At 54.7% G+C, this 20,674-nt stretch carries 12 protein-coding genes, 6 pseudogenes and 1 riboswitch; of the genes and pseudogenes, 7 read left to right on the top strand and 11 right to left on the bottom strand.

Annotation, left to right across the window (positions count from 1 at the left end; all coding sequences use genetic code 11):
- Positions 1 to 108 precede the first annotated feature (108 nt).
- From thiQ to sgrR, 4 genes and pseudogenes are all read right to left on the bottom strand, one after another.
- Positions 109 to 816, bottom strand: coding sequence for a thiamine ABC transporter ATP-binding protein ThiQ (thiQ, locus tag ACWWJF_RS12550; RefSeq protein WP_455869631.1), 708 nt, complete (start codon positions 814 to 816; stop codon positions 109 to 111).
- Positions 804 to 2,429, bottom strand: a complete 1,626-nt coding sequence (gene thiP, locus ACWWJF_RS12545; RefSeq protein WP_455871063.1) for a thiamine/thiamine pyrophosphate ABC transporter permease ThiP — start codon at positions 2,427 to 2,429, stop codon at positions 804 to 806. Before thiP ends, thiQ begins: the two co-directional genes overlap by 13 nt.
- A pseudogene (gene thiB, locus ACWWJF_RS12540) lies at positions 2,405 to 3,309 on the bottom strand (thiamine ABC transporter substrate binding subunit); the annotation flags it as partial. The gene thiP and the pseudogene thiB, both read right to left, overlap by 25 nt.
- 144 nt (positions 3,310 to 3,453) lie before the next feature.
- A riboswitch (TPP riboswitch) is annotated at positions 3,454 to 3,583 on the bottom strand.
- Between the two features lie 24 nt (positions 3,584 to 3,607).
- Entirely contained in the window at positions 3,608 to 5,281 is a 1,674-nt protein-coding gene (gene sgrR / locus ACWWJF_RS12535; RefSeq protein ID WP_455869630.1) for an HTH-type transcriptional regulator SgrR, read from the bottom strand.
- A gap of 90 nt (positions 5,282 to 5,371) precedes the next feature.
- Between sgrR and sgrT the strand changes: the two genes are divergently transcribed.
- Positions 5,372 to 5,536, top strand: coding sequence for a glucose uptake inhibitor SgrT (sgrT, locus tag ACWWJF_RS12530; RefSeq protein ID WP_455869629.1), 165 nt, complete (start codon positions 5,372 to 5,374; stop codon positions 5,534 to 5,536).
- Positions 5,537 to 5,620: 84 nt separating this feature from the next.
- Here sgrT and ACWWJF_RS12525 read toward each other — a convergent pair whose 3' ends face one another.
- Positions 5,621 to 6,250, bottom strand: coding sequence for an NADPH-dependent F420 reductase (locus tag ACWWJF_RS12525; protein WP_455869628.1), 630 nt, complete (start codon positions 6,248 to 6,250; stop codon positions 5,621 to 5,623).
- Between the two features lie 104 nt (positions 6,251 to 6,354).
- Between ACWWJF_RS12525 and ACWWJF_RS12520 the strand changes: the two are divergent.
- Positions 6,355 to 7,257 (top strand): annotated as a pseudogene (locus ACWWJF_RS12520) (LysR family transcriptional regulator).
- 175 nt (positions 7,258 to 7,432) lie between these two features.
- On the opposite strand, the gene leuD reads toward ACWWJF_RS12520, so the two are convergent.
- From leuD to leuA, 4 genes are read right to left on the bottom strand one after another with little or no spacing between them, the layout of a single operon-like run.
- A complete protein-coding gene (leuD, locus tag ACWWJF_RS12515; RefSeq protein WP_455869627.1) occupies positions 7,433 to 8,035 on the bottom strand; it encodes a 3-isopropylmalate dehydratase small subunit in 603 nt (200 codons plus the stop codon).
- A 14-nt stretch (positions 8,036 to 8,049) separates the two neighbouring features.
- Positions 8,050 to 9,462 (bottom strand): 3-isopropylmalate dehydratase large subunit, encoded by a 1,413-nt coding sequence (leuC, locus tag ACWWJF_RS12510; RefSeq protein WP_455869626.1) that lies wholly within the window; start codon positions 9,460 to 9,462, stop codon positions 8,050 to 8,052.
- Positions 9,463 to 9,464: 2 nt separating this feature from the next.
- A complete protein-coding gene (gene leuB / locus ACWWJF_RS12505; RefSeq protein ID WP_455871062.1) occupies positions 9,465 to 10,559 on the bottom strand; it encodes a 3-isopropylmalate dehydrogenase in 1,095 nt (364 codons plus the stop codon).
- Positions 10,559 to 12,136, bottom strand: a complete 1,578-nt coding sequence (gene leuA, locus ACWWJF_RS12500; protein ID WP_455869625.1) for a 2-isopropylmalate synthase — start codon at positions 12,134 to 12,136, stop codon at positions 10,559 to 10,561. Before leuA ends, leuB begins: the two co-directional genes overlap by 1 nt.
- A 495-nt stretch (positions 12,137 to 12,631) precedes the next feature.
- Here leuA and ACWWJF_RS12495 point away from each other — a divergent pair.
- The 4 genes and pseudogenes from ACWWJF_RS12495 to ilvN (ACWWJF_RS12480) form a co-directional block, all read left to right on the top strand.
- A pseudogene (locus ACWWJF_RS12495) lies at positions 12,632 to 14,434 on the top strand (AMP-dependent synthetase/ligase).
- 96 nt (positions 14,435 to 14,530) lie between these two features.
- Positions 14,531 to 15,225 (top strand): annotated as a pseudogene (locus tag ACWWJF_RS12490) (IS1 family transposase).
- Positions 15,226 to 15,525: 300 nt separating this feature from the next.
- A complete protein-coding gene (ilvI, locus tag ACWWJF_RS12485; protein WP_455869624.1) occupies positions 15,526 to 17,250 on the top strand; it encodes an acetolactate synthase 3 large subunit in 1,725 nt (574 codons plus the stop codon).
- Between the two features lie 2 nt (positions 17,251 to 17,252).
- Positions 17,253 to 17,540 (top strand): annotated as a pseudogene (gene ilvN, locus ACWWJF_RS12480) (acetolactate synthase small subunit); the annotation flags it as partial.
- A 59-nt stretch (positions 17,541 to 17,599) separates the two neighbouring features.
- Here ilvN (ACWWJF_RS12480) and ACWWJF_RS12475 read toward each other — a convergent pair.
- A complete protein-coding gene (locus tag ACWWJF_RS12475) occupies positions 17,600 to 18,640 on the bottom strand; it encodes an IS481 family transposase (RefSeq protein ID WP_455869623.1) in 1,041 nt (346 codons plus the stop codon).
- A gap of 118 nt (positions 18,641 to 18,758) precedes the next feature.
- Positions 18,759 to 20,090, bottom strand: a complete 1,332-nt coding sequence (locus ACWWJF_RS12470; RefSeq protein ID WP_455869047.1) for an IS4 family transposase — start codon at positions 20,088 to 20,090, stop codon at positions 18,759 to 18,761.
- Between the two features lie 305 nt (positions 20,091 to 20,395).
- Here ACWWJF_RS12470 and ilvN (ACWWJF_RS12465) point away from each other — a divergent pair.
- Positions 20,396 to 20,605: pseudogene (gene ilvN / locus ACWWJF_RS12465) on the top strand (acetolactate synthase small subunit); the annotation flags it as partial.
- Between the last annotated feature and the right edge of the window lie 69 nt (positions 20,606 to 20,674).

Below are 20,674 nucleotides of genomic sequence, written 5' to 3'. Positions count from 1 at the left end.
TATAAGCACGGGCGTTGCAATAGGCGCAATACCCACAAGGAATAAAAAGTGAAAATTTTATTCAGCTCACAAAATATCCTCTGTTGAGTCGCCGCGCGATGTAGGCGATCAGTCACGTGTGGCGCTAATCCCCAGTATCCGCGCCGCCTCGCTGCTGCCGTCACACAGCGACATCGTGGGGCCATCGTAGGCTATGTTCCCGTCGACCAACAGCAGACTGCGTGGAGCAATACGCAATGCGTCATCCAGATTGTGAGTGACCATCAGCAGCGTAAGCTGCTGCTCTGCACACACCCTATCAACCAGTGTGAGCATATCCTGACGCAGCGCCGGATCGAGCGCGGAGAACGGTTCATCCAGCAGCAGGACAGGGCGTTGGCGCAGCAGGCAGCGGACCAATGCGGCGCGCTGGCGTTGACCGCCAGACACCTGCGCGGGCAGGCGTTGCATCAGGCTGTTTAAGCCCACGTGTTCTGCAATAGAGTGCAATGCCTGACGCTGTGCTGCCGTGAGACGCAAACCGGGGTGTAGGCCAAGCGCAATATTTTGCTCCAGCGTCAGGTGTGGGAACAGGTTGTTTTCCTGAAACAGAATTGACACCGGGCGCTCGGCGGGCGGCGTATAGCGATGATCGTCGCCATTTAGCCACAGTTCGCCGCTGTTCGGTAATAAAAAACCGGCAATCAGGCTGAGCAGAGTACTTTTTCCCGCACCGCTTGGCCCCAACAGGGCAACGCGCTCTCCCGCAGCGATGTTGACATCGAACAGCATGGGGGCCTGTTGATAGAGATAAGTGAGTTTATTCAACGACAGCATGTCGGCCCGCCCGTTATTTGCCACAGGGTCAATGTCTCCATCACGGTAAACAACGCGAAACAGAGCAGCATCAGCAGCAGTGCGGTCACCGCACCGTCTGCGCTGCGATAAGCGCCAATTTGTTGGTAAAGATAGAAGGGCAACGTGCGGAACTGCTCATTGCCAAACAGGGCGATAATGCCGAAATCCCCAACCGAGAGTACGCAGGCAAATGCCATCGCCTGCGCGATCGGTTGTTGCAAAGCGCGCAACTCAATCAGACGAAGACGGTTCCAACCGCGAATATCCAGAGACTGACACAGCAGATTATAGCGCTGAGCGATGTCGAGCATCGGGTTCTCCAACACCTTGAGCGCATAGGGGATGGCCATCAGCGCGTTAGTGGCGACCACTAGCCCATAGGGGGATGTCGGTAGCCCTACGGTGTTGTTAAGCACAAGAAAAAAGCCTGTCGCCAACACAATGCCCGGCATCGCCAGAATTAGCAGGCCGCTGATGTCCATCAACTGTCCCGCCAGCCGCTGCTGACGCAGTTTCAGCTCACGGCTGCTCCACAGCAGCATCAGGGTCAGGATGACGCAAAGCACACCTGCGCCGAGCGCGATACGCAGGGATGTCCACAGCGTTTGCCACAGCGCGGGCTGTTTGAGCACCGCCAGCATCGCAGGACTGAGACCATCCAGCACCACGGCCAGCAACGGTGACAGCAGCAATAACAGCGCAGTAACGATAATCACGGTATCGCCCAACCGTCCAGCCAGCGAACCTTGTGGGTTGGGCCAGCGCAATTGCTGGGTATTGCCCACGGCGAACCACGATCCGAGTCGTTGGCTGAGTAGCACCAACCCCAGACAACAGACCATCTGGATCAGTGCCAATCCAGCCGCGCGCGCAGGATCGTAATCAAAGCTCAATGCCTGATAGATAGCCAATTCGATTGTAGTGGAGCGCGGGCCTCCACCGAGTGAGAGTACGGTGGCAAAACTGGCGAAGCAGAGCATGAAAATCAGTGCCGCACTGGGCAGGATTTGACGCCGTAACCACGGCCATTCAATGAGACGAAAGGTTTGCCAGGCATTCATGCCCAACTGGGCCGCTAACTGACGCTGCTCCGTGGAAATGGACTCCAGGGCTTGCAACAGCAGACGTGTCGCCAGCGGCAGATTGAAGAACACGTGCGCCAACAAAATCCCTTGCAGGCCATAGGGGGAAAAGGTGTAGTTGATGCCGAGTGCGCTTAAGCCTTGTGCCAGCCAGCCCTGTCGCCCGTAGACGCGCAGTATGCCAAATACCGCCACCAACACCGGTAACACCAGCGTCATGGCGCACAGGCGCAGCAGCCAGGTTCTGCCGGGGAAATGGCGGCGGTAGAGGGCGCGTGCCAGCACAATGGCGGGCAGTGTGGAGAGTAGCGCCGAAAGCAATGCCTGCCAAAAGGTAAAGCGCACTACGTACCATACATAGCTGTCACCCCATAGCGTCTGCCATGGGGTATCAGGAGCCTGATGCCAGAGAGCGCCAAACGCGAGCAGGGCAACACCTGCCAGCAATGCCGCGATAAACAGCCCAGGCCAGAGCCAGTGTGGGATCAGCGGCTGACGGCGCGTTGCCATGCCTGAATCCACTGCCCACGCAGGTCTGCCACCTCTTGTGCGATAAAGGACAGCGCTTTTTCCGAGCGCGCCAGCGATTGGAAACCTTCTGGCAGTGCCACGCCAGTGACCGGATACATCCAGTTGGTGGTTGGTATCAGGCTTTGGAACGTCGGGCTGAGGATAAACTGCATAAAGCGGTTAGCGAGTTCCGGCTGCTTGCTGGCGGTCAACTGTCCGGCAACTTCAACTTGCATATAGTGGCCTTCGCTGAACAGCGCCGCTGCGTAGTTAGTCTTTTTCTCTTCGATAATGTGATAGGCCGGAGAGGTGGTGTAGCTCAGCACCAGATCTGCTTCGCCTTTAAGGAACAGACCGTAAGCCTCACTCCACCCTTTGGTGACGGTAACGGTTTTACGCGCCAGTTTTTGCCAGGCTTCAGGCGCTTTATCGCCATACACCTTTTGCATCCACAGCAGCAGGCCCAGCCCCGGCGTACTGGTGCGCGGGTCTTGATAAACTACCTTCAGCGGTTGCTCGCTGTTGATCAAGGCATCAAGGCTGGTCGGTGGATTTTTTAGCGTGTCTTTGTTGTAGACGAACGCGAAGTAGCCGTAATCGTAAGGCAGGAACGTGGCGTTGTTCCAGCCGCCGGGCAGCGTTAACGCGTCGGTTTTCACGTGGTGTGGGGTAAATAGCCCGGTATCTGCTGCCGCTTTGAGCCGGTTGTTATCCAGCCCCAGGACGATATCCGCTTTGCTGTTTTTACCTTCCATGCGCAAGCGGTTCAACAGGGCAACGCCATCTTCCAGCGCGACGAAATTTAATTCGCACTCGCACTCTTTTTCGAAGGCTTTTTTAATCGCCGGGCCGGGGCCCATTCAGACGCGAAGGAATCAAACGGTCAATGCGGGCTTGGTATTAGCGGCAGCAGAGCCGAACAGTACGGCAGAGAGGCCGAATACAGGAAGTAATAAACGGGATAATAGCGACTGTAACACTTTGCACTCCTGGGTATATTAGGGTGGCAAAGGACTTTGAGGCAGGCGAATGCACTCTCAAATCCCTTCGCCGGTATTAACCGGATCAGGTTCGACGGGTATTTTCTCAGCATAAATACAGTGCGTTGACAATGCGATATCGCCAACAAACGGCCTGCACCCCGTTGAGAACGTCATTATTGTAAAGGGTTTGTAGCATCAGGGAAAGTCGGCGTCGTGCTCCGGCGGCACAAACCAGGCGGATTTAAAGTCGAACCAGCCCAACATGTTCATGCGCACGCCGCGCATGCTGCGCTGTCCCTGCAACTGTAACCAGTGGTGAAACAGCGGGTGGATCTCACCGCTGTCAATCAGGCGCTGGCTGAAGTCGGCGATAGAGAGCGTTTGAGCGTGCCAGCGCTGTGCGTCTTGTTGTAACGAATCGCTCAGGCAGTGACGCAGCAGCGGTAACTCATACAGCAGGGCGAACAGCGAAAACTCCAGTGGAGGGTAGCAGTTGACACTGCTCAGCCAGATGTCGCTTTCCGCTTCTCCCAGATACCATTGTTCGTATTCGACTTTCTGTATGTGCAGTGTCACTCCCTGTTGTGCCAGCAGGTCATGCATGAGCTCGCCAATGATGCGGTACTCGGGGTGCTCCTGATAAAACGTCAGGGTGATATCAGTCAGGCCAGCAGGTTTCAGTGGTTTATTCTCAAAACGTTGATGATGCCAACGAGGCAGTAAGCTGTACGCTGGCGACCAGCTATGTCGGTGGGTGCTCGTCGTCTGGCTGAGCAGCGTGATAGGGTGGAAGATCTGGCTGATCCAGCGGCGCACCTCGCTGTTTGCGCCTCGCGCAGAGCGGGTGTCAAACAGCAGGAAATAGCATCCTTCCTCCATGCGGCTTTCCAGCTCGTCGCGCGTGGAGGTGTTGCTTTGTACCTGAATGGACACCGGCAGCTCTTCGGAGGCGTCTGGCAACACCCAGATATTGACCTCATCGATCAGCGCCCGGTAGCCGAAATAGTCATCAAAGGCTTTTATTTTCAGCTGACTGTCGCTGTTTTTCTCCACCGCATAGGGGCCGGTGCCGACAGGGTGGCGCGCAAAATCGGCCTGTGTCTGCCAGTCGTGGGGCAGGATCATGGCATGCGCGCTACCGAGCAGCCAGGGGAGCCAACCATCGGGTTCGCTCAGTTCCACATCAATCACAAAGGGAATAGGGGAGGTCACGCGTGTGATGTGTGAGAATAATGCCTGCGATGTCAACCGCATCACCGAGGCGATCACATCCTTCATCACCAGCTCGCGTCCATCGTGGAAGCGGATCGCCGGGCGTAAATAAAAACGCCAGCGGTGTGGCGTAATTTGCTGCCAGTGGTGCGCGAGGTCCGGTGCGATTTCCCCGTTTTCCTCATTTATCTTGGTTAACCCGCAGAAGATTTGCCTGACGATATGCATCTCAGAGCGTCGCAGTGCGGAGCTGGGGAGCAGGTTGCGCAGTGGTCGATAATAAAGCACGCGCAACAGATGTTTCCCTTGGCGAAAACGACGGCCCAGGTGGGAAAGCAACATCTGGCGTACCGTCTCTTTATCACCGATCAACTGGATCAACTGCTCGACGCGATCCTGCTCCAGCAAGTCTTCCGCGCGCTGTTGTTGCAACGTTAAGCCGGTATAGATAAAACTGAGACGGGAGCGTTTTCCGCGTCCCGCTTCCGCCTGCCACAGCAGCCACCCCTCTTTTTGCATGGCTCCGAGCAGTGAACGGATATGGCGGCGCGAGCAGAGTAATACCCCGGCCAGCTCTTCAAGCGTGGTGTCGGTATCCTGCCCCTGAAAGCGCTGCCAGAGGCGGACAAACTGCTGTTGCAAACGTGTCGACGACATAAAAGAGGAACTCCGCGAACCAAAGTCATCAATTTATCTTTCCCTATATTACGGCGATACTGCACAACAAGGAAAGCACGGAGGTGGCTAATGGCGATTTCACGGCTCAATCAATTTTACCGGCACTACTTCTTGCATTGCCCTGGCTGCTGGCTGAGGAGGATCAGCGCTCAGCAAAGGCTGGCGTTGTTACAGCAAGTGACGCAATGGCATACCGATGCGATGTCGGAAGAAGAGTACCGGAACTGGCTCTAGTGCTGTTCTGGTAGTAGAGAAACTTCTGAGTAATGGTGCTTTTCACCAGCCAGCGGCCTGCGCCGCTGGCATTTTTATTGCCCATCAGTTGCGTTGTACGCCTTCCAGTGCCGCCAGCAACGCCTCTTTGGTCATGCGCACGCAGTAAGCAGGAGTGCCCCGTTCAAAGCGCCATCCTTCGGTGAGCGCGCCAACGTCGACCGCATCAAAACCGAAAGCTTCATACAATTCATGGGCAATCTGTTTGCCTTGCGCATTGTCCCCCGCCAGTGGCAATGCGCGACGGTTGGGGCTGCCCGCCGGTAAACCATCGCTTTCCAATTGCGTCATCTGAATAGCATTGAACGCCTTGGTGATGAGGGCTCCGGGTAAATGGCGTGCCAGTAGTTCGCTGGTGGTGGTTTGTGCACTGTCGAGCACATCAACCTGACCATCACGCTCCGGGTAATAATTGACCGCATCGAGCACCTGCTTGCCCGCCAGCAGCGCGGCAGGCAATCGATCGATTGCCGTCAGCGGAACGGCTATCACCACTACATCACCAAACTTAATGGCCTCTTCAACCGTTCCAGCCTGACAGCCTACCATCGAGCGGAAGCTAAACAGCGTTTGCGGGCCACGTGAGTTACTGAGCATCACCTGATGTCCGGAGTTAATCGCGAGCGTGGCAATCGTTCGTCCGACAAAGCCTGCGCCAATAATGCCTATTTTCATGCTGATCTCCTGTTGCGTCATTCATCAACAGGGAGCGTAATTCACCACTAAAATAAGATAAAATCACAAATGACATATAAATAAACAACCAATTGGAGTGAATGATGGACAGGCTGACCAGCATGCACATCTTTGTTAAAGCCGCTGAGCTGGGCTCTTTTGCTGCGGTGGCCGAGGTGTTACACCTTTCTCCGCAAGGGGTGGCTAAGCATGTGGCCTGGCTAGAGGCACGTCTGGGGGCTCGATTGCTCAACCGCACCACGCGGCGTCAAAGTTTGACCGATATCGGCCGCAGCTATTACGAACGTTGTAAGATAGTGTTGGCGGAGGTCGATGTGGCAGAAGCGATTGCGCTGGAGATGAAAGCAACGCCGTCGGAGACCATTCGGGTTAATGCGCCCGTTACCTTTGGCGCTTATGCACTTGCGCCCTTTATTACCCGCTATCTCGATCGTTATCCGGGTACGCAGATCGAACTGACGCTTAACGATCGCATGGTCGACCCGATTGAGGAAGGTTTCGAAGTGATCGTGCGCATCGGTGAACTGGCCGACAGTTCGATGATCGCCTGGCCGTTAAGACCCTATCGGCTGATTGCCTGCGCATCACCCACTTATGTGGTGCACGAGGGTTTCCCTGAAAAACCCAGCGATTTGGCGCATCACGCTTGTCTGGTGTACGGCGAATGGACGCCCACTGTGCCGTGCCGCTGGTTGTTCCAGCGTGATGGGTAGATCGAAGAAGTCAGGCCAACCGGACGGTTTCGCGCCAATGATAGGAAAGCGCTGCTGTTTGCGGCAATCGAAGGTTATGGCGTCACCTTGGGTCCCGCCGATGTGTTGGGCAAAGAGATTGAAGCCGGACGTTTGGTTCAGGTTCTGCCGGACTATGAAGGTCCAGCCCGCCCGATGCATGTGCTGGTGCCTGCGGCAAGGCGGCAAACGGTTAAGATCCGTTGCTTTGTCGATGCGCTGAGAGAGGCGTTTGGCGAAGGGATGGGGCTGTAAAATAACAGGCAAAGCTACTTTCCCGTTATCCTCGGTGAAAGTCAGGGATCTTTGTGAGAAGAAACGCGTTACTTCTGCAAAAGATTCCCGCCTGAGCGGGAATGACGGAGGTGGACGGGCATGATCGAGGTAGGTGAAATTGTCAGTAAGGCACCGCAGAGCGGTGCCTTGTGACTTAACGCAAAAAGGCCGGTTGCTGCTGTTCGTAGCGCGCAATGGCTTCTTCGTGTTGTAACGTCAAACCGATGCTGTCCAGCCCGTTGAGCATGCAGTGGCGGCGGAAGCTGTCTATCTCAAACGGGTATTTTTTCCCGCCAGCGTCGACCGTCTGCGCTTCCAGATCCACCGTAAAGGTGATGCCCTGTGTACCGTCGACCAGTTTGAACAGGTCGTCGATATCGCTATCACTCAGTTTTACCGGCAGCAACTGGTTGTTAAACGCGTTACCGTAGAAAATATCCGCAAAGCTTGGCGCGATCACCACGTGAAAACCGTAGTCGGCCAGTGCCCAGGGGGCATGCTCACGGGAGGAGCCACAGCCGAAGTTTTCGCGCGCCAGCAGGATGGTGGCACCTTTATAGCGCGGTTTATTCAGCACAAACTCCGGGTTGGGCTGCTGCCCAGCGTCATCCAGAAAACGCCAGTCGTGAAACAGATGTTGGCCGAAGCCGGTACGCGTCACTTTCTGCAAAAACTGCTTGGGGATGATCGCGTCCGTGTCCACGTTGGCGGCGTCCAGCGGCACGACTAGCCCGGTATGTTGGGTAAATTTAGCCATCAGGCGTCTCCTTATTAATTCGCGGACGAAGGTAATTCGCGGATATCCGCGAAATGCCCTGTCACGGCGGCGGCGGCAGCCATCGCCGGGCTGACCAGGTGAGTACGGCCCGCACGCCCCTGACGGCCTTCAAAGTTACGGTTGCTGGTGGATGCACAGCGCTCACCGGGGTTCAGGCGGTCATTGTTCATCGCCAGACACATGGAACAGCCCGGCAGACGCCATTCGAAACCGGCTTCGATAAACACTTTGTCCAGACCTTCCAGCTCCGCCATGGTTTTCACCGGGCCAGAGCCCGGCACCACGATAGCCTGCACGCCGTCGGCCACTTTACGCCCTTTGGCGATAGCGGCGGCGGCGCGCAAATCTTCGATACGCGAGTTAGTACAGGAACCGATAAACACTTTGTCGATGGCAACATCGGTCAGCTTGATACCCGGTTGCAGATCCATATACGCCAGCGCTTTGGCGGCAGAGGCACGCTCAATCGGATCGCTGAAGGATTCAGGATCGGGGATATTCTGGTTCACCGCGATTACTTGCCCGGGGTTGGTACCCCAGGTTACCTGCGGTGCGATATCGGCGGCATTCAATGTGACGACGGTGTCAAACACCGCATCTGCGTCGGATTTCAACGTGCTCCAGTACGCTACTCCAGCGTCCCAATCGGCCCCTTTCGGTGCGAACTGGCGGCCTTTCAGGTAGGCAAACGTGGTTTCATCCGGTGCCACTAAACCGGCCTTTGCGCCCATTTCAATCGCCATGTTACACAACGTCATGCGGCCTTCCATGCTCAACGCGCGGATGGCGTCGCCACAGAATTCCACCACGTGACCCGTACCGCCTGCGCTGCCGGTTTTACCGATAATCGCCAGCACGATGTCTTTTGCGGTGATGCCGGGCGCGGCTTGGCCTGTTACTTCAATTTTCATAGCTTTGGCACGACCCTGCTTCAGGGTTTGCGTCGCCATCACATGTTCCACTTCGGAGGTGCCGATCCCAAATGCCAGTGAGCCAAAGGCTCCGTGGGTAGCGGTATGGGAATCGCCGCACACAATCGTCATACCCGGCAGGGTCATGCCCTGTTCCGGCCCTATAACGTGGACGATGCCTTGATACGGGTGATTCAGGTCGTACAAATGCACGCCAAACTCGGCGCAGTTCTTGATCAGTTCCTGCATCTGGATGCGGGCCATTTCACCACAGGCATTGATATCTTTGGTCTGGGTGGACACGTTGTGATCCATGGTGGCAAAGGTTTTGCCCGGCTGGCGCAGTTTGCGCCCCATGGCACGCAGGCCATCAAAAGCTTGCGGAGAAGTGACTTCATGCACCAGATGGCGGTCGATATACAGCAGCGGCGTCTCATTCTGTGCTTCGTACACCACGTGGGCATCAAACAACTTCTGGTATAAGGTCTTGCTCATGGTTACACCCCTTGCGCCACAAAGCGGGCAATGGCATCGCCCATTTCGTCGGTGCTGATGGCTTTGCCGTCACGGCCCGCCAGATCGCCAGTACGATAGCCTTCGGCCAGTGCGGTGTTTACCGCGTTTTCGATGGCGTTGGCCGCATCATCGGCTTCCAGGCTGTAGCGCAGCAACAGTGCCAGTGACAGGATCTGTGCGATCGGGTTAGCGATGTTTTTGCCCGCGATATCAGGCGCAGAACCGCCCGCTGGTTCGTACAGACCGAAACCTTGTTCGTTCAAGCTGGCGGAAGGCAGCATACCCATCGAACCGGTGATCATCGCACATTCGTCAGACAGGATGTCACCAAACAGGTTGGAGCACAGCATCACGTCGAACTGGGACGGATCTTTGATCAACTGCATGGTGGCGTTGTCGATGTACAGGTGCGCCAGCGTCACGTCCGGGTAGACCTTGCTGACTTCGGTGACGATTTCACGCCACAGGATGGAGCTTTGCAGTACGTTAGCTTTATCGATGGACGTGACTTTGCTGCGACGCTTACGTGCCGACTCAAAGGCAATACGTGCGATACGCTCGATCTCGAAACGGTGATAGACCTCGGTGTCGAACGCACGCTCGTGCTGGCCGCTGCCTTTACGGCCTTTCGGCTGACCGAAGTAGATACCGCCGGTCAGTTCGCGCACGCACAGAATGTCGAAACCATTTGCAGCGATGTCGCTACGCAGCGGGCAAAAGGCTTCCAGCCCTTGATACAGACGCGCCGGGCGCAGGTTGCAGAACAGACGGAAGTGCTTACGCAGTGGCAGCAATGCGCCGCGCTCCGGTTGTTCAGCCGGCGGCAGATGCTCCCATTTCGGGCCGCCAACCGAACCGAACAGAATGGCGTCAGCCTGCTCGCAACCGGCGACGGTGGCGGCTGGCAGTGGTGTGCCCTGGCGGTCGATGGCGATGCCGCCGACGTCATATTCGCTGGTGGTGATACGCAAACCGAAACGCTGGCGAACCGCGTCTAATACTTTATGGGCTTGCGCCATGACTTCCGGGCCGATGCCGTCACCGGGTAAGACGGCGATATGGTAACTCTTTGTCATCACACTGTTTCCTGGCTATTTTGTTGTTTGTTGTGGTGCTGCAAACGCTGAATTTCTTGTTCTACCAACTGTGCGCGTTTGATGTTGTTCAATACGTTGACCATCGCTTTGGCGGAGGATTCGACGATGTCGGTCGCCAGGCCCACGCCGTGGAAGCGGCGGCCTTGATAAGCGGCGACGATATCCACTTGCCCCAGTGCATCACGTCCCTGGCCCTTAGCGTACAACTGGTATTTCACCAGTTCAATGCCGTAGCCCGTGATGCGGTTAATCGCTTGATAGACGGCATCGACCGGTCCGTTGCCGGTAGCGGCTTCGGCTTGCACCTCGCCACCACAGGCCAATTGCACTGACGCGGTGGCAATCGTGTTGGAGCCAGACTGCACGTTGAAGGCATCCAGACGATAGAACTCTTCGTCTTCCTGCTGGCTGTTGATAAAGGCCAATGCTTCTAAATCGTAGTCGAACACCTGACCTTTTTTGTCGGCCAGCTTCAGGAAATCGGTGTACAACTGGTCCAGATTAAAATCGCTTTCTTTATAGCCCATCTCTTCCATGCGGTGTTTCACTGCCGCGCGGCCAGAACGGGAGGTCAGGTTCAACTGCACTTCTTTCAGCCCGATGGATTCCGGCGTCATGATTTCGTAGTTAGAGCGGTTTTTCAGCACGCCGTCCTGATGGATACCGGAGGAGTGGGCGAATGCGTTAGAACCGATAATCGCTTTGTTGCCGGGGATTGGCATATTGCAAATCTGGCTCACCAACTGGCTGGTGCGATAGATTTCCTGATGATTGATATTGGTGTGGACGTTCAGCAAATCCTGACGGGTTTTGATCGCCATTATCACTTCTTCCAGCGCGGTGTTGCCTGCGCGCTCGCCCAAACCGTTCAACGTGCCTTCTACCTGACGTGCGCCAGCCTGCACCGCAGTAATGGAGTTGGCAACCGACATCCCCAGATCGTCATGGCAGTGCACGGAAATAATCGCTTTGTCGATGTTCGGCACACGATCGTACAGCGTAGTGATGATGCCGCCGAACTGATACGGCGTGGTGTAACCCACGGTGTCAGGGATGTTGATGGTGGTAGCACCGGCGTTAATTGCGGCTTCAACGATACGGCACAGGTTATCGATAGGCGTACGGCCAGCATCTTCACAGGAGAACTCTACGTCGTCGGTGTAGTTACGCGCCCGTTTGACGGAGTGAACCGCTTTCTCAATGACCTGCTCGAACGACAAACGCAGTTTGGATTCGATGTGCAGCGTAGAGGTGGCCAGGAATACGTGAATGCGGAAGGCTTCGGCAACGCGCAGCGCTTCAGCTGCGACATCGATGTCTTTATCGACGCAGCGGGTCAAACCACACACTCGGCTGTTTTTAATCTGACGCGCAATGGTCTGTACCGATTCGAAATCGCCCGGCGAAGAGACCGGAAAGCCGACTTCCATCACGTCCACGCCCAATCTTTCCAGCGCGTAGGCCACTTGCTGTTTCTCTTTTACACTCAGACTGGCTTGTAATGCCTGCTCACCATCACGCAATGTGGTATCGAAAATAATGACCTGCTGGCTCATTGGAAAGATTCCTTATCGTGTTTATTCGAGCGCCGAACGGGTAAAAAAAACCCGCGCATCGGCGCGGGTTCTTCATTCTGTGTAACGTGAAATCAGCTCTGACTTTCACCCACAGGCATAACGCGCAATGTTGATGCGTGTAGTAGTAGGCCTAGTAGGAAAGTGTGTTTGAACATGCTATCTCGTCTGATCCGGTTAGCTGTAAAATTTGCCACATACCGCTTAATCGCGGGAATGGCATCGCTCGTGCTTTTATTGGTACTTGATTCTTGTGGGTATGTCAAGCATTTGTGATCATCGAACGGTGTTCGTTCCCGGTCGCGACGAAACCGTTTGCGTTGCAGTCGTCACGTGGGGCGCGCAAATGGGCAGATGTGCGTGGCGTCAACCTTCCATCATGTCAATGTGAAAGATCGTTGCGGTTTCTGGCAAGATCAGTAGACTGCGCCAAAATAATAAACAGTTGTACGCTGAAATTTCCCAGGCTCATTTTTTATGTCTACCCATTTGTCGCAATACCATTTGGTTGAACGCATCCAACACCAGATTGCTCATTGTTCCGGCCGTACCGCACTGCGTGAATGGTCTGCCTCTGGCGAAACGCAGCTTACCTGGTTTCAGGCCGGTGCGCGTATTCGTCGCATTGCCAGTGCACTGCTCTCGCTGGGGATTGATGCCCAAGAGCGTGTCGCGTTGTTCTCTCATAATTCCCTCAACTGGCCGCTGGCAGATCTCGCGACGCTGTACGTGCGTGGCGTGACCGTCCCGATTTATGCCACCAACACGGCGACACAGGCTGCGTTTATCATCAATGACGCGGATATTCGCACCATTTTTGTCGGTTCTCAGCCTCAGTATGATGCGATATTGGCGCTGCTGCCGGAGTGTCCGCAGCTTAAGCGCATCATCGTGCTCGATGACAATGTGAATCTGCATCACTGCCCATTTGCGCTGACGCTGGCGGCGTTTGAGGCCGATGTGGATGACGCCTACTGGCAGCCTGCGCTGCAACAGCGCATTGATGAGCGTAATCTGGACGATCTCTTCACGTTGATCTACACCTCCGGCACGACCGGTGAGCCGAAAGGGGTGATGCTGGATTATGCTAACATGGCGATGGTGCTGAAGCTGCACGATGAGAGCCTGTGTGTGTCGCAGGACGATATCTCTCTGAGCTTCCTACCGCTCTCTCACGTGTTTGAGCGCGCCTGGTCGTTTTACATGATGCACACCGGTGCACAAAACGTCTATTTGACCGACACCAATCTGGTGCGCAATGCGATGCAGGCCGTTTCACCGACGGTGATGTGTGCGGTGCCGCGTTTCTACGAGAAAGTGTATAGCGCCATTCACGAAAAAGTCGCGCAGGCACCTTGGCATCGTCGCACGCTGTTTAACTGGGCCATCGAGCAGGGACGCAAGACGTTTCTGGCTCGTATTTCAGGTAAATCACGTTCACCGTTGCATGCGCTACTGCATCGCGTCGCCGATCGGCTGGTGCTGACCAAGCTGCGCCACCTGCTGGGCGGTAAGATTCGCTTTATTCCTGCGGCTGGCGCGCATCTGGATGAGAATATCATTCTGTTTTTCCAGTCGATGGGCGTTCGCGTTATTTACAGTTACGGCATGACGGAAACTTGAGCCACGGTATCGTGCTGGGAAGCGGATAATGTGCGGCTGGGCTCGATCGGCACGCCGCTACCGGGTATCGAAGTGCGCATTGGTGACGAAAACGAAATACAGGTGCGCGGCGCTACGCTGATGCGCGGTTATTTCCGCCGTCCGCAGGAAACCGCTGAAGCCTTCACCGCCGATGGCTGGCTGAAAACCGGTGACGCCGGGAAGCTGGATGCCGAGGGCAACCTGTATATCACCGAGCGCCTGAAAGACTTGATGAAAACCTCCGGCGGAAAATATATTGCGCCGCAGCACTTGGAAGGCACCTTGGGTCAAGACCGCTTTATCGAGCAGGTGGCGGTGATTGCCGATGCGCGCAAATACGTGTCTGCGTTGATTGTCCCTTGCTTTGAAGCGCTGGAAGAGTACGCGGTATCGGCCAATCTCAAGTATCACGATCGCCTCGAATTGTTACGTCATAGCCACATTATCGAACTGTTTGAACAGCGTCTGCGCGAGATGCAAAAAGAGCTGTCACGCGTCGAACAGGTCAAGCGCTTTACCCTGCTGGCGACCCCTTTCTCCATGGAGAGCGGGGAGTTAACGCCGACATTAAAACTGCGGCGTAAGATCATCGCCCAGCGCTATCAGCTGGAAATTGATGCCATGTACGGCGAATAACCCCGAGTAACTTGCTGCGGGTGAGATACACGAATTTTGGTAATACCTTCAAATAGTTGGCTTTTGTGATATTCTGCCGCTATTTGAGGTTTCCACGTGGTTACTGTTTTTGTTCATTGCCCTCGCTGCCATTCAGATAAAGTTTATCGACATGGCCTTAGTCCAACTAAGCGCGAACGCTTCCGTTGTCAGTGCTGTCGCCGTGTATTCCAGCTTACCTACCGCTATGAAGCGCGAAAGCCGGGAGTCAAAGAGCAGATCGTTGATATGGCCTTCAACGGTGCCGGTGTTCGCGATACCGCCAGAACGTTGAAAATCGGCATCAATACGGTCATCCGGGCTTTAAAAAGCTCTCGCCCCGCAGGATAACGTCTTCTCCCGTTGCTCACGCCGACGTCGCCCTTATCTGTGAACTTGATGAGCAATGGAGCTTCGTTGGCAGTCAGGCGCTACAGCACTGGCTCTGGTAGGCTTACAATACCAAAACGGGCGGTGTTCTGGCCTACACTTTTGGCCCCCGAACCGATGAGACCTGCCGTGAATTGCTGGCTCTGTTGACACCGTTCAACATCGGCATGATTACCAGTGACAACTGGGGCAGCTATGCAAGAGAGGTTCCGAAGCAGAAACATCTGACTGGCAAGATCTTCACGCAACGCATAGAGCGCAATAACCTGACGCTCCGTACCCGCATTAAACGACTGGCGCGTAAAACGATTTGCTTCTCGCGCTCCGTCGAGATCCACGAAAAAGTTATCGGAGCCTTCATCGAAAAACACATGTTCTACTAATTGGAGTCATTACCCGAATTTTTAACTTTTTTGCTGAAAATTTCCCGCTGCAATTGGCTGTCATCGCGGAATAATCACTATCCGCGATGACGCCGTTTAGCGTTTTATCTCAGTCGAATCCCTTCTGGCGGTGTAAACCCGTTTCCACTTGTTTTTTCCTCGCTTCAGCCTTGTTTGCCTGTGCCATCGTCTAACGTTATGGTAATCGGCTATATTCAAATTCTGGATAAGACAATGACGCGTGTCGCGCTGTGATGCCAGTGCCGCGATGCCGCTCTCAGAACGAAAAGAGGCAATCCCATGGAGATGTTGTCAGGCGCCGAGATGGTGGTTCGATCGTTGATCGATCAGGGCGTGAAATATGTGTTCGGGTATCCGGGCGGGGCAGTATTGGATATTTACGATGCGCTACACATCGTGGGCGGTATTGACCATATTCTGGTGCGCCACGAGCAGGGTGCAGTGCACATGGCCGATGGTTACGCGCGCGCCACCGGTGATGTCGGCGTGGTGCTGGTCACCTCGGGTCCGGGTGCCACCAATGCGATTACCGGTATTGCCACCGCTTATATGGACTCCATCCCGATGGTGGTGTTGTCTGGGCAGGTAGCCACCTCGCTTATCGGTTACGACGCGTTTCAGGAATGCGACATGGTCGGTATTTCTCGTCCGGTGGTGAAGCACAGTTTCTTGGTCAAACAGGCTGAAGATGTGCCCACGGTGCTGAAAAAGGCGTTCTATCTGGCATCAAGTGGGCGTCCCGGCCCAGTGGTGGTGGATTTGCCGAAAGATGTGATGAGTCCGGCCAACAAACTGCCGTATCTCTATCCCGATGCGGTCACCATGCGTTCCTACAACCCGACGATTCAAGGGCATAAGGGGCAAATTCGTCGTGCGCTGCAAACCTTGCTAAACGCCCAGTCACCGATCATTTACGCGGGTGGCAGAGTTATCAATGCGGAGTGCCATGAAGAACTGCGCCAACTGGCAGAACGTTTGAACCTGCCGGTCACCAACTCTCTGATGGGATTGGGCGGTTTTCCGGGGACGCACCGTCAGTGTCTGGGCATGCTTGGCATGCACGGCACATACGAAGCCAACATGGCGATGCACAATGCCGACGTGATCTTCGCCGTCGGCGTGCGTTTTGACGATCGCACCACCAACAATCTGGCGAAGTACTGCCCGAATGCCACTGTGCTGCATATCGATATCGATATCGATCCGGCCTCCATTTCGAAAACGGTCAATGCGGATATTCCCATTGTTGGGGATGCGCGCCAGGTGCTGGCGCTGATGCTGGAACTGCTGGTTCAGGGCGAAACGCAGCAGAATTTTGACGCGCTGCGCGACTGGTGGCAGCGCATTGAGCAGTGGCGTGCGCGCCAATGCCTGAAATATCCGTTAGACAGCGACAAGATCAAGCCGCAGGCGGTGATTGAAACCTTGCACCGTTTGACCGACGGCAAAGCCTATGTGGCATCGGACGTAGGGCAGCACCAGATGTTCGCAGCGCTTTACTATCCGTTCGATCTGCCTCGTCGCTGGGTCAACTCCGGTGGTCTCGGCACCATGGGCTTCGGCCTGCCAGCGGCACTGGGTATCAAACTGGCATTGCCGGAAGAAACGGTGATTTGTGTGACGGGTGATGGCAGTATCCAGATGAACATCCAGGAGTTGTTCACGGCGTTGCAATACGATTTGCCGGTGGTGGTGATTAACCTCAACAACCGCTTCCTTGGCATGGTGAAGCAGTGGCAGGACATGATCTACTCCGGAAGACATTCCAACTCCTACATGGAGTCGCTGCCGGATTTCATCAAACTGGCGGAAGCCTACGGGCACGTTGGTATTGCCATTACGTCGCCGCAGGAATTGGAAAGCAAGCTGAGCGACGCGCTGGCGGTGAAAAATCGTCTGGTGTTTTTGGATATCACTATCGACAGCAGTGAACACGTTTATCCGATGCAAGTACGCGGTGGCGGCATGGATGAAATGTGGTTAAGCAAAACGGAGAGGACCTGATCATGCGCCGGATTTTATCTGTATTATTGGAAAACGAATCTGGGGCATTGTCGCGTGTTGTCGGCCTGTTTTCCCAGCGCGGGTATAATATCGAAAGCTTGACGGTGGCACCAACCGACGATCCAACGCTGTCGCGTATGACCATTCAGACGGTGGGCGATGCCAAGGTTATCGAACAGATTGAGAAGCACCTGCACAAGCTGGTTGACGTGCTGCGCGTGAGCGAACTGGGTCAGGGTTCGCACGTTGAGCGTGAAATCATGCTGGTGAAATTGCAGGCCACGGGTTATATGTATTAGCTCAGACCTGATCTGACAGTTACCGGTTATTTATACAGGTGTCTGTCAGATTAAATCTGGTTCAGATTTTTTTCTGCCCAGACTCGTTTACCATCAAGTAACGTGGCCATTGGCGTACGCCCGCAGCACATTTTACCCTGATGAGTTCGCTCATTATTGTAATGCCACAACCAGTTGTCCAGATCCTTTTGTAGACTTTCTAGGTCCTCGTATAACGTCTTACGGAACGCAACCTGATAAAAATCCTGCAAAATAGTTTTATGGAAGCGCTCGCAGATACCGTTTGTCTGCGGAGACATCGCTTTCGTTTTCGTATGGTCTATATCGTTGATAGCCAAGTACAGCTGATAGTCATGTTGTTCCACTTTACCGCAGTACTCCGTCCCCCTGTCCGTCAGTATTCTTAGCATTGGCAGCCCCAGAGCTTCGTAGAACGGCAGCACGCGATCATTGAGCAGGTCGGCGGCAGAGATCGGTGCTTTACTCGTGTAAAGCTTGCAGTGCGCCACTTTCGAGTACGTATCCACGAACGTCTGCTGGTAGATACGGCCAACACCTTTCAGATTACCCACGTAGAAGGTGTCCTGCGACCCCAGATAACCCGGGTGAGCAGTCTCTATTTCACCACAGGCTTCGTCGTCGTGCGCCTTCTTCTCCAGTGCAGCGATTTGAGCATCAGTAAGTACAATGCCTTCTCTGGCAACTTTTTCCTCAAGTGCCTTCAGGCGCTTACGAAAGTTTTCCAGATCGTGTCGTTGCCAGATGGAGCGCACACCGCTGCCAGAAATGAAGACGCCTTTTTTACGCAACTCATTACTGGTCCGGTGCTGGCCATGAGCCGGGAACTCAATGGCGTAATCAACAACCGCACGTTCAGTGGCTTCATCAGCACGGTTTTTCAGGTTGGGAACCCGGCGGTTTTGGTTAACCAGAGCGTCAATGCCGCCTTCTGCCGCCAGTTCCTGATAGCGATAAAACGTGTCGCGTGACACACCCATGATTTTACAGGCTTTTGATACGTTACCGAGTTCTTCGGCGAGATTGAGCAGGCCGGCTTTGTGTTTGATGATGGGATTGTTAGTATGAAGCATGAGAGTTACCTCGTGTTTTGTATAAGGATTCGACACCCATATCAAAACCGGTAACTCTCAACCTTTCAAGGTCCAGTGTCAGATCAAGTCGCGACTAATACAGGTTATAGCCACCTCGTTATACACATCTCTGTTCGTGCCTGAGCGCGCGGAGCGTTTCGGCGGCCGTCATGACTTTCTGCAAGCCTTTCCAGATAGTTTTTGCGCCTGGTTCACCGTCGCCTTTTCGAGCAAGAAAGCCTCCCAGTTGCGCAACTAAGCGCAATACTTCGTTTAGCTTAGGGCGGCCCTTGGGCATACGCTTGTTCATCAGTAGGTAAGCGCCATGAGTCTCGTCGGAATCAAAGAACAACATTGCGTCCAGCTCTGGACAGGTTCGTCCCATACGCATTAAATAGGCGATGCGCCATGCCACGATCATGAACAGCGCCAATGCCCGCTCAATGCGATCCACGGTCGATAACTGTAACGCTTCGACACAGCAGCCGTTCTTCAGCACATTGAAGAACATCTCGATTTCCCATCTAGCCCGATACCAGTCGATCAGCTCCACGATATCTTCTCGTCCTTCAGGTACGCGATTGCTCAGCAACCGCCACTCGACCGGCTTCACGCCTGCTGGCGGCTCAATTTCCTTGGCTATCACACAAGTCACTGCCAACCCGCAACGCAGCGACACTCGCTTCACGCGCAGCGCCTGTTTCACCGTACGCGCCTTCTGCCCCGCGCGAGCCGCCATAACGAATTGGATTTCTCCCACCGGCACGGTCTTTCCAACCTTCTGCCAAAGCTTCTCATTACAGTCCAGACTGCGATTATGAGTCGAGCGGATCAACCAGTCAGCCGGAGTGCCAAGGTCATCAGCGAGCTGCATCAACGCCTTGATATCCGCTTCGCGATCGGCTAAGTACACCAGACGTGTGTTTGGCAACTCCGAGGCGAGTTCAGCAACTCGCTCGTATCCCTCGAGCCAGCGCGTACTCTCCTTGAGCCCATCGCGTTTTCCGTCTGCATCCTTCGGCTCTCTTGCCCACATCCACGCATCCAGTACGCCCAACCCCACGCGATCCGGACTGACCGCGTAGGTCGGATGCAGGTACAGACCACGCCTGGCTTCGTAGTTCAAAGGACCCAAGCCTTGGATTTGCTGCCCGTTGAAGTCAAGCTCGGTAGTGTCTTGGATACACAGCACAACCTCGTGTTCTCGGATCCTTTCCTGCGTACGCTGCCAGTGAGGTTGCAGAATGTCTCGCCATTCGAATGCTTGGTTCTCCATGAAGCGGTAAGCACCCAGCGTCTCAGACCATCCGAGGCACGCATGCGGAATGCTGGCTTGCGGATTCTCAGCCAGCCGTATCAAAAGCCCTTTGGCACGCTTATTGAGCCTCGTGTCACCAAGATTTACCCCTTCCAGTTCTTGGTGTGCCCAGCCATCTGAATCCCGTGTCATTTTTCAGCGCCGTAAATGGCGATAGTACACGTCGGTTTCACTTCATTTACAACCCCACCGGCTGCCTATTTCAGCCCGCTAACCCTTGGCATATAAGGCGTTGCGGACTTGTGTATAACGAGGTGGGTTATAGCCATATCGTTATACACATCTTTCTAACGCACTGTTTAATCAATGAGTTACGGGTTTATCTCAGAGTGGCATTTTGAACCTCAAAAAGCCAATGGGATGGCTTGAATGCCTTAATTCACGGGGTTCTGAGCATCCTGTTCAAAAAATGGCCAAAAGATGTGTATAACGATATGGGTTATAGCCGGGAAGAAGTGAAACGCAGCACGGAAATTTTCCGTGGGCAGATTGTGGATGTCACGGCAACGCTCTACACCGTGCAGTTGGCGGGAACCAGTGACAAATTGGATGCGTTTCTGAGCGCGGTGCGTGATGTGGCTGAAATTGTCGAGGTGGCGCGTTCGGGTATTGTCGGCGTATCACGCGGCGATAAGATTATGCGCTAATTTTCCTTCCGCTGATCTATGATAAAGAGGTTCACTGTGTCGGTGAACCTTGAGGTTGCTGGCAAACCT

Source organism: Symbiopectobacterium sp. Eva_TO (genome assembly GCF_053848865.1).
The sequence above is the reverse complement of the archived record's forward strand: the minus strand, read 5'-3'. Positions and strand labels throughout refer to the sequence as shown.

Bases quoted from the DNA above. Each gene is read 5' to 3' on its own strand.
- thiQ (WP_455869631.1), bottom strand. From the start codon at position 816: ATGCTGTCGTTGAATAAACTCACTTATCTCTATCAACAGGCCCCCATG.
- thiP (WP_455871063.1), bottom strand. From the start codon at position 2,429: ATGGCAACGCGCCGTCAGCCGCTGATCCCACACTGGCTCTGGCCTGGG.
- sgrR (WP_455869630.1), bottom strand. From the start codon at position 5,281: ATGTCGTCGACACGTTTGCAACAGCAGTTTGTCCGCCTCTGGCAGCGC.
- sgrT (WP_455869629.1), top strand. From the start codon at position 5,372: ATGGCGATTTCACGGCTCAATCAATTTTACCGGCACTACTTCTTGCAT.
- ACWWJF_RS12525 (WP_455869628.1), bottom strand. From the start codon at position 6,250: ATGAAAATAGGCATTATTGGCGCAGGCTTTGTCGGACGAACGATTGCC.
- leuD (WP_455869627.1), bottom strand. From the start codon at position 8,035: ATGGCTAAATTTACCCAACATACCGGGCTAGTCGTGCCGCTGGACGCC.
- leuC (WP_455869626.1), bottom strand. From the start codon at position 9,462: ATGAGCAAGACCTTATACCAGAAGTTGTTTGATGCCCACGTGGTGTAC.
- leuB (WP_455871062.1), bottom strand. From the start codon at position 10,559: ATGACAAAGAGTTACCATATCGCCGTCTTACCCGGTGACGGCATCGGC.
- leuA (WP_455869625.1), bottom strand. From the start codon at position 12,136: ATGAGCCAGCAGGTCATTATTTTCGATACCACATTGCGTGATGGTGAG.
- ilvI (WP_455869624.1), top strand. From the start codon at position 15,526: ATGGAGATGTTGTCAGGCGCCGAGATGGTGGTTCGATCGTTGATCGAT.
- ACWWJF_RS12475 (WP_455869623.1), bottom strand. From the start codon at position 18,640: ATGCTTCATACTAACAATCCCATCATCAAACACAAAGCCGGCCTGCTC.
- ACWWJF_RS12470 (WP_455869047.1), bottom strand. From the start codon at position 20,090: ATGACACGGGATTCAGATGGCTGGGCACACCAAGAACTGGAAGGGGTA.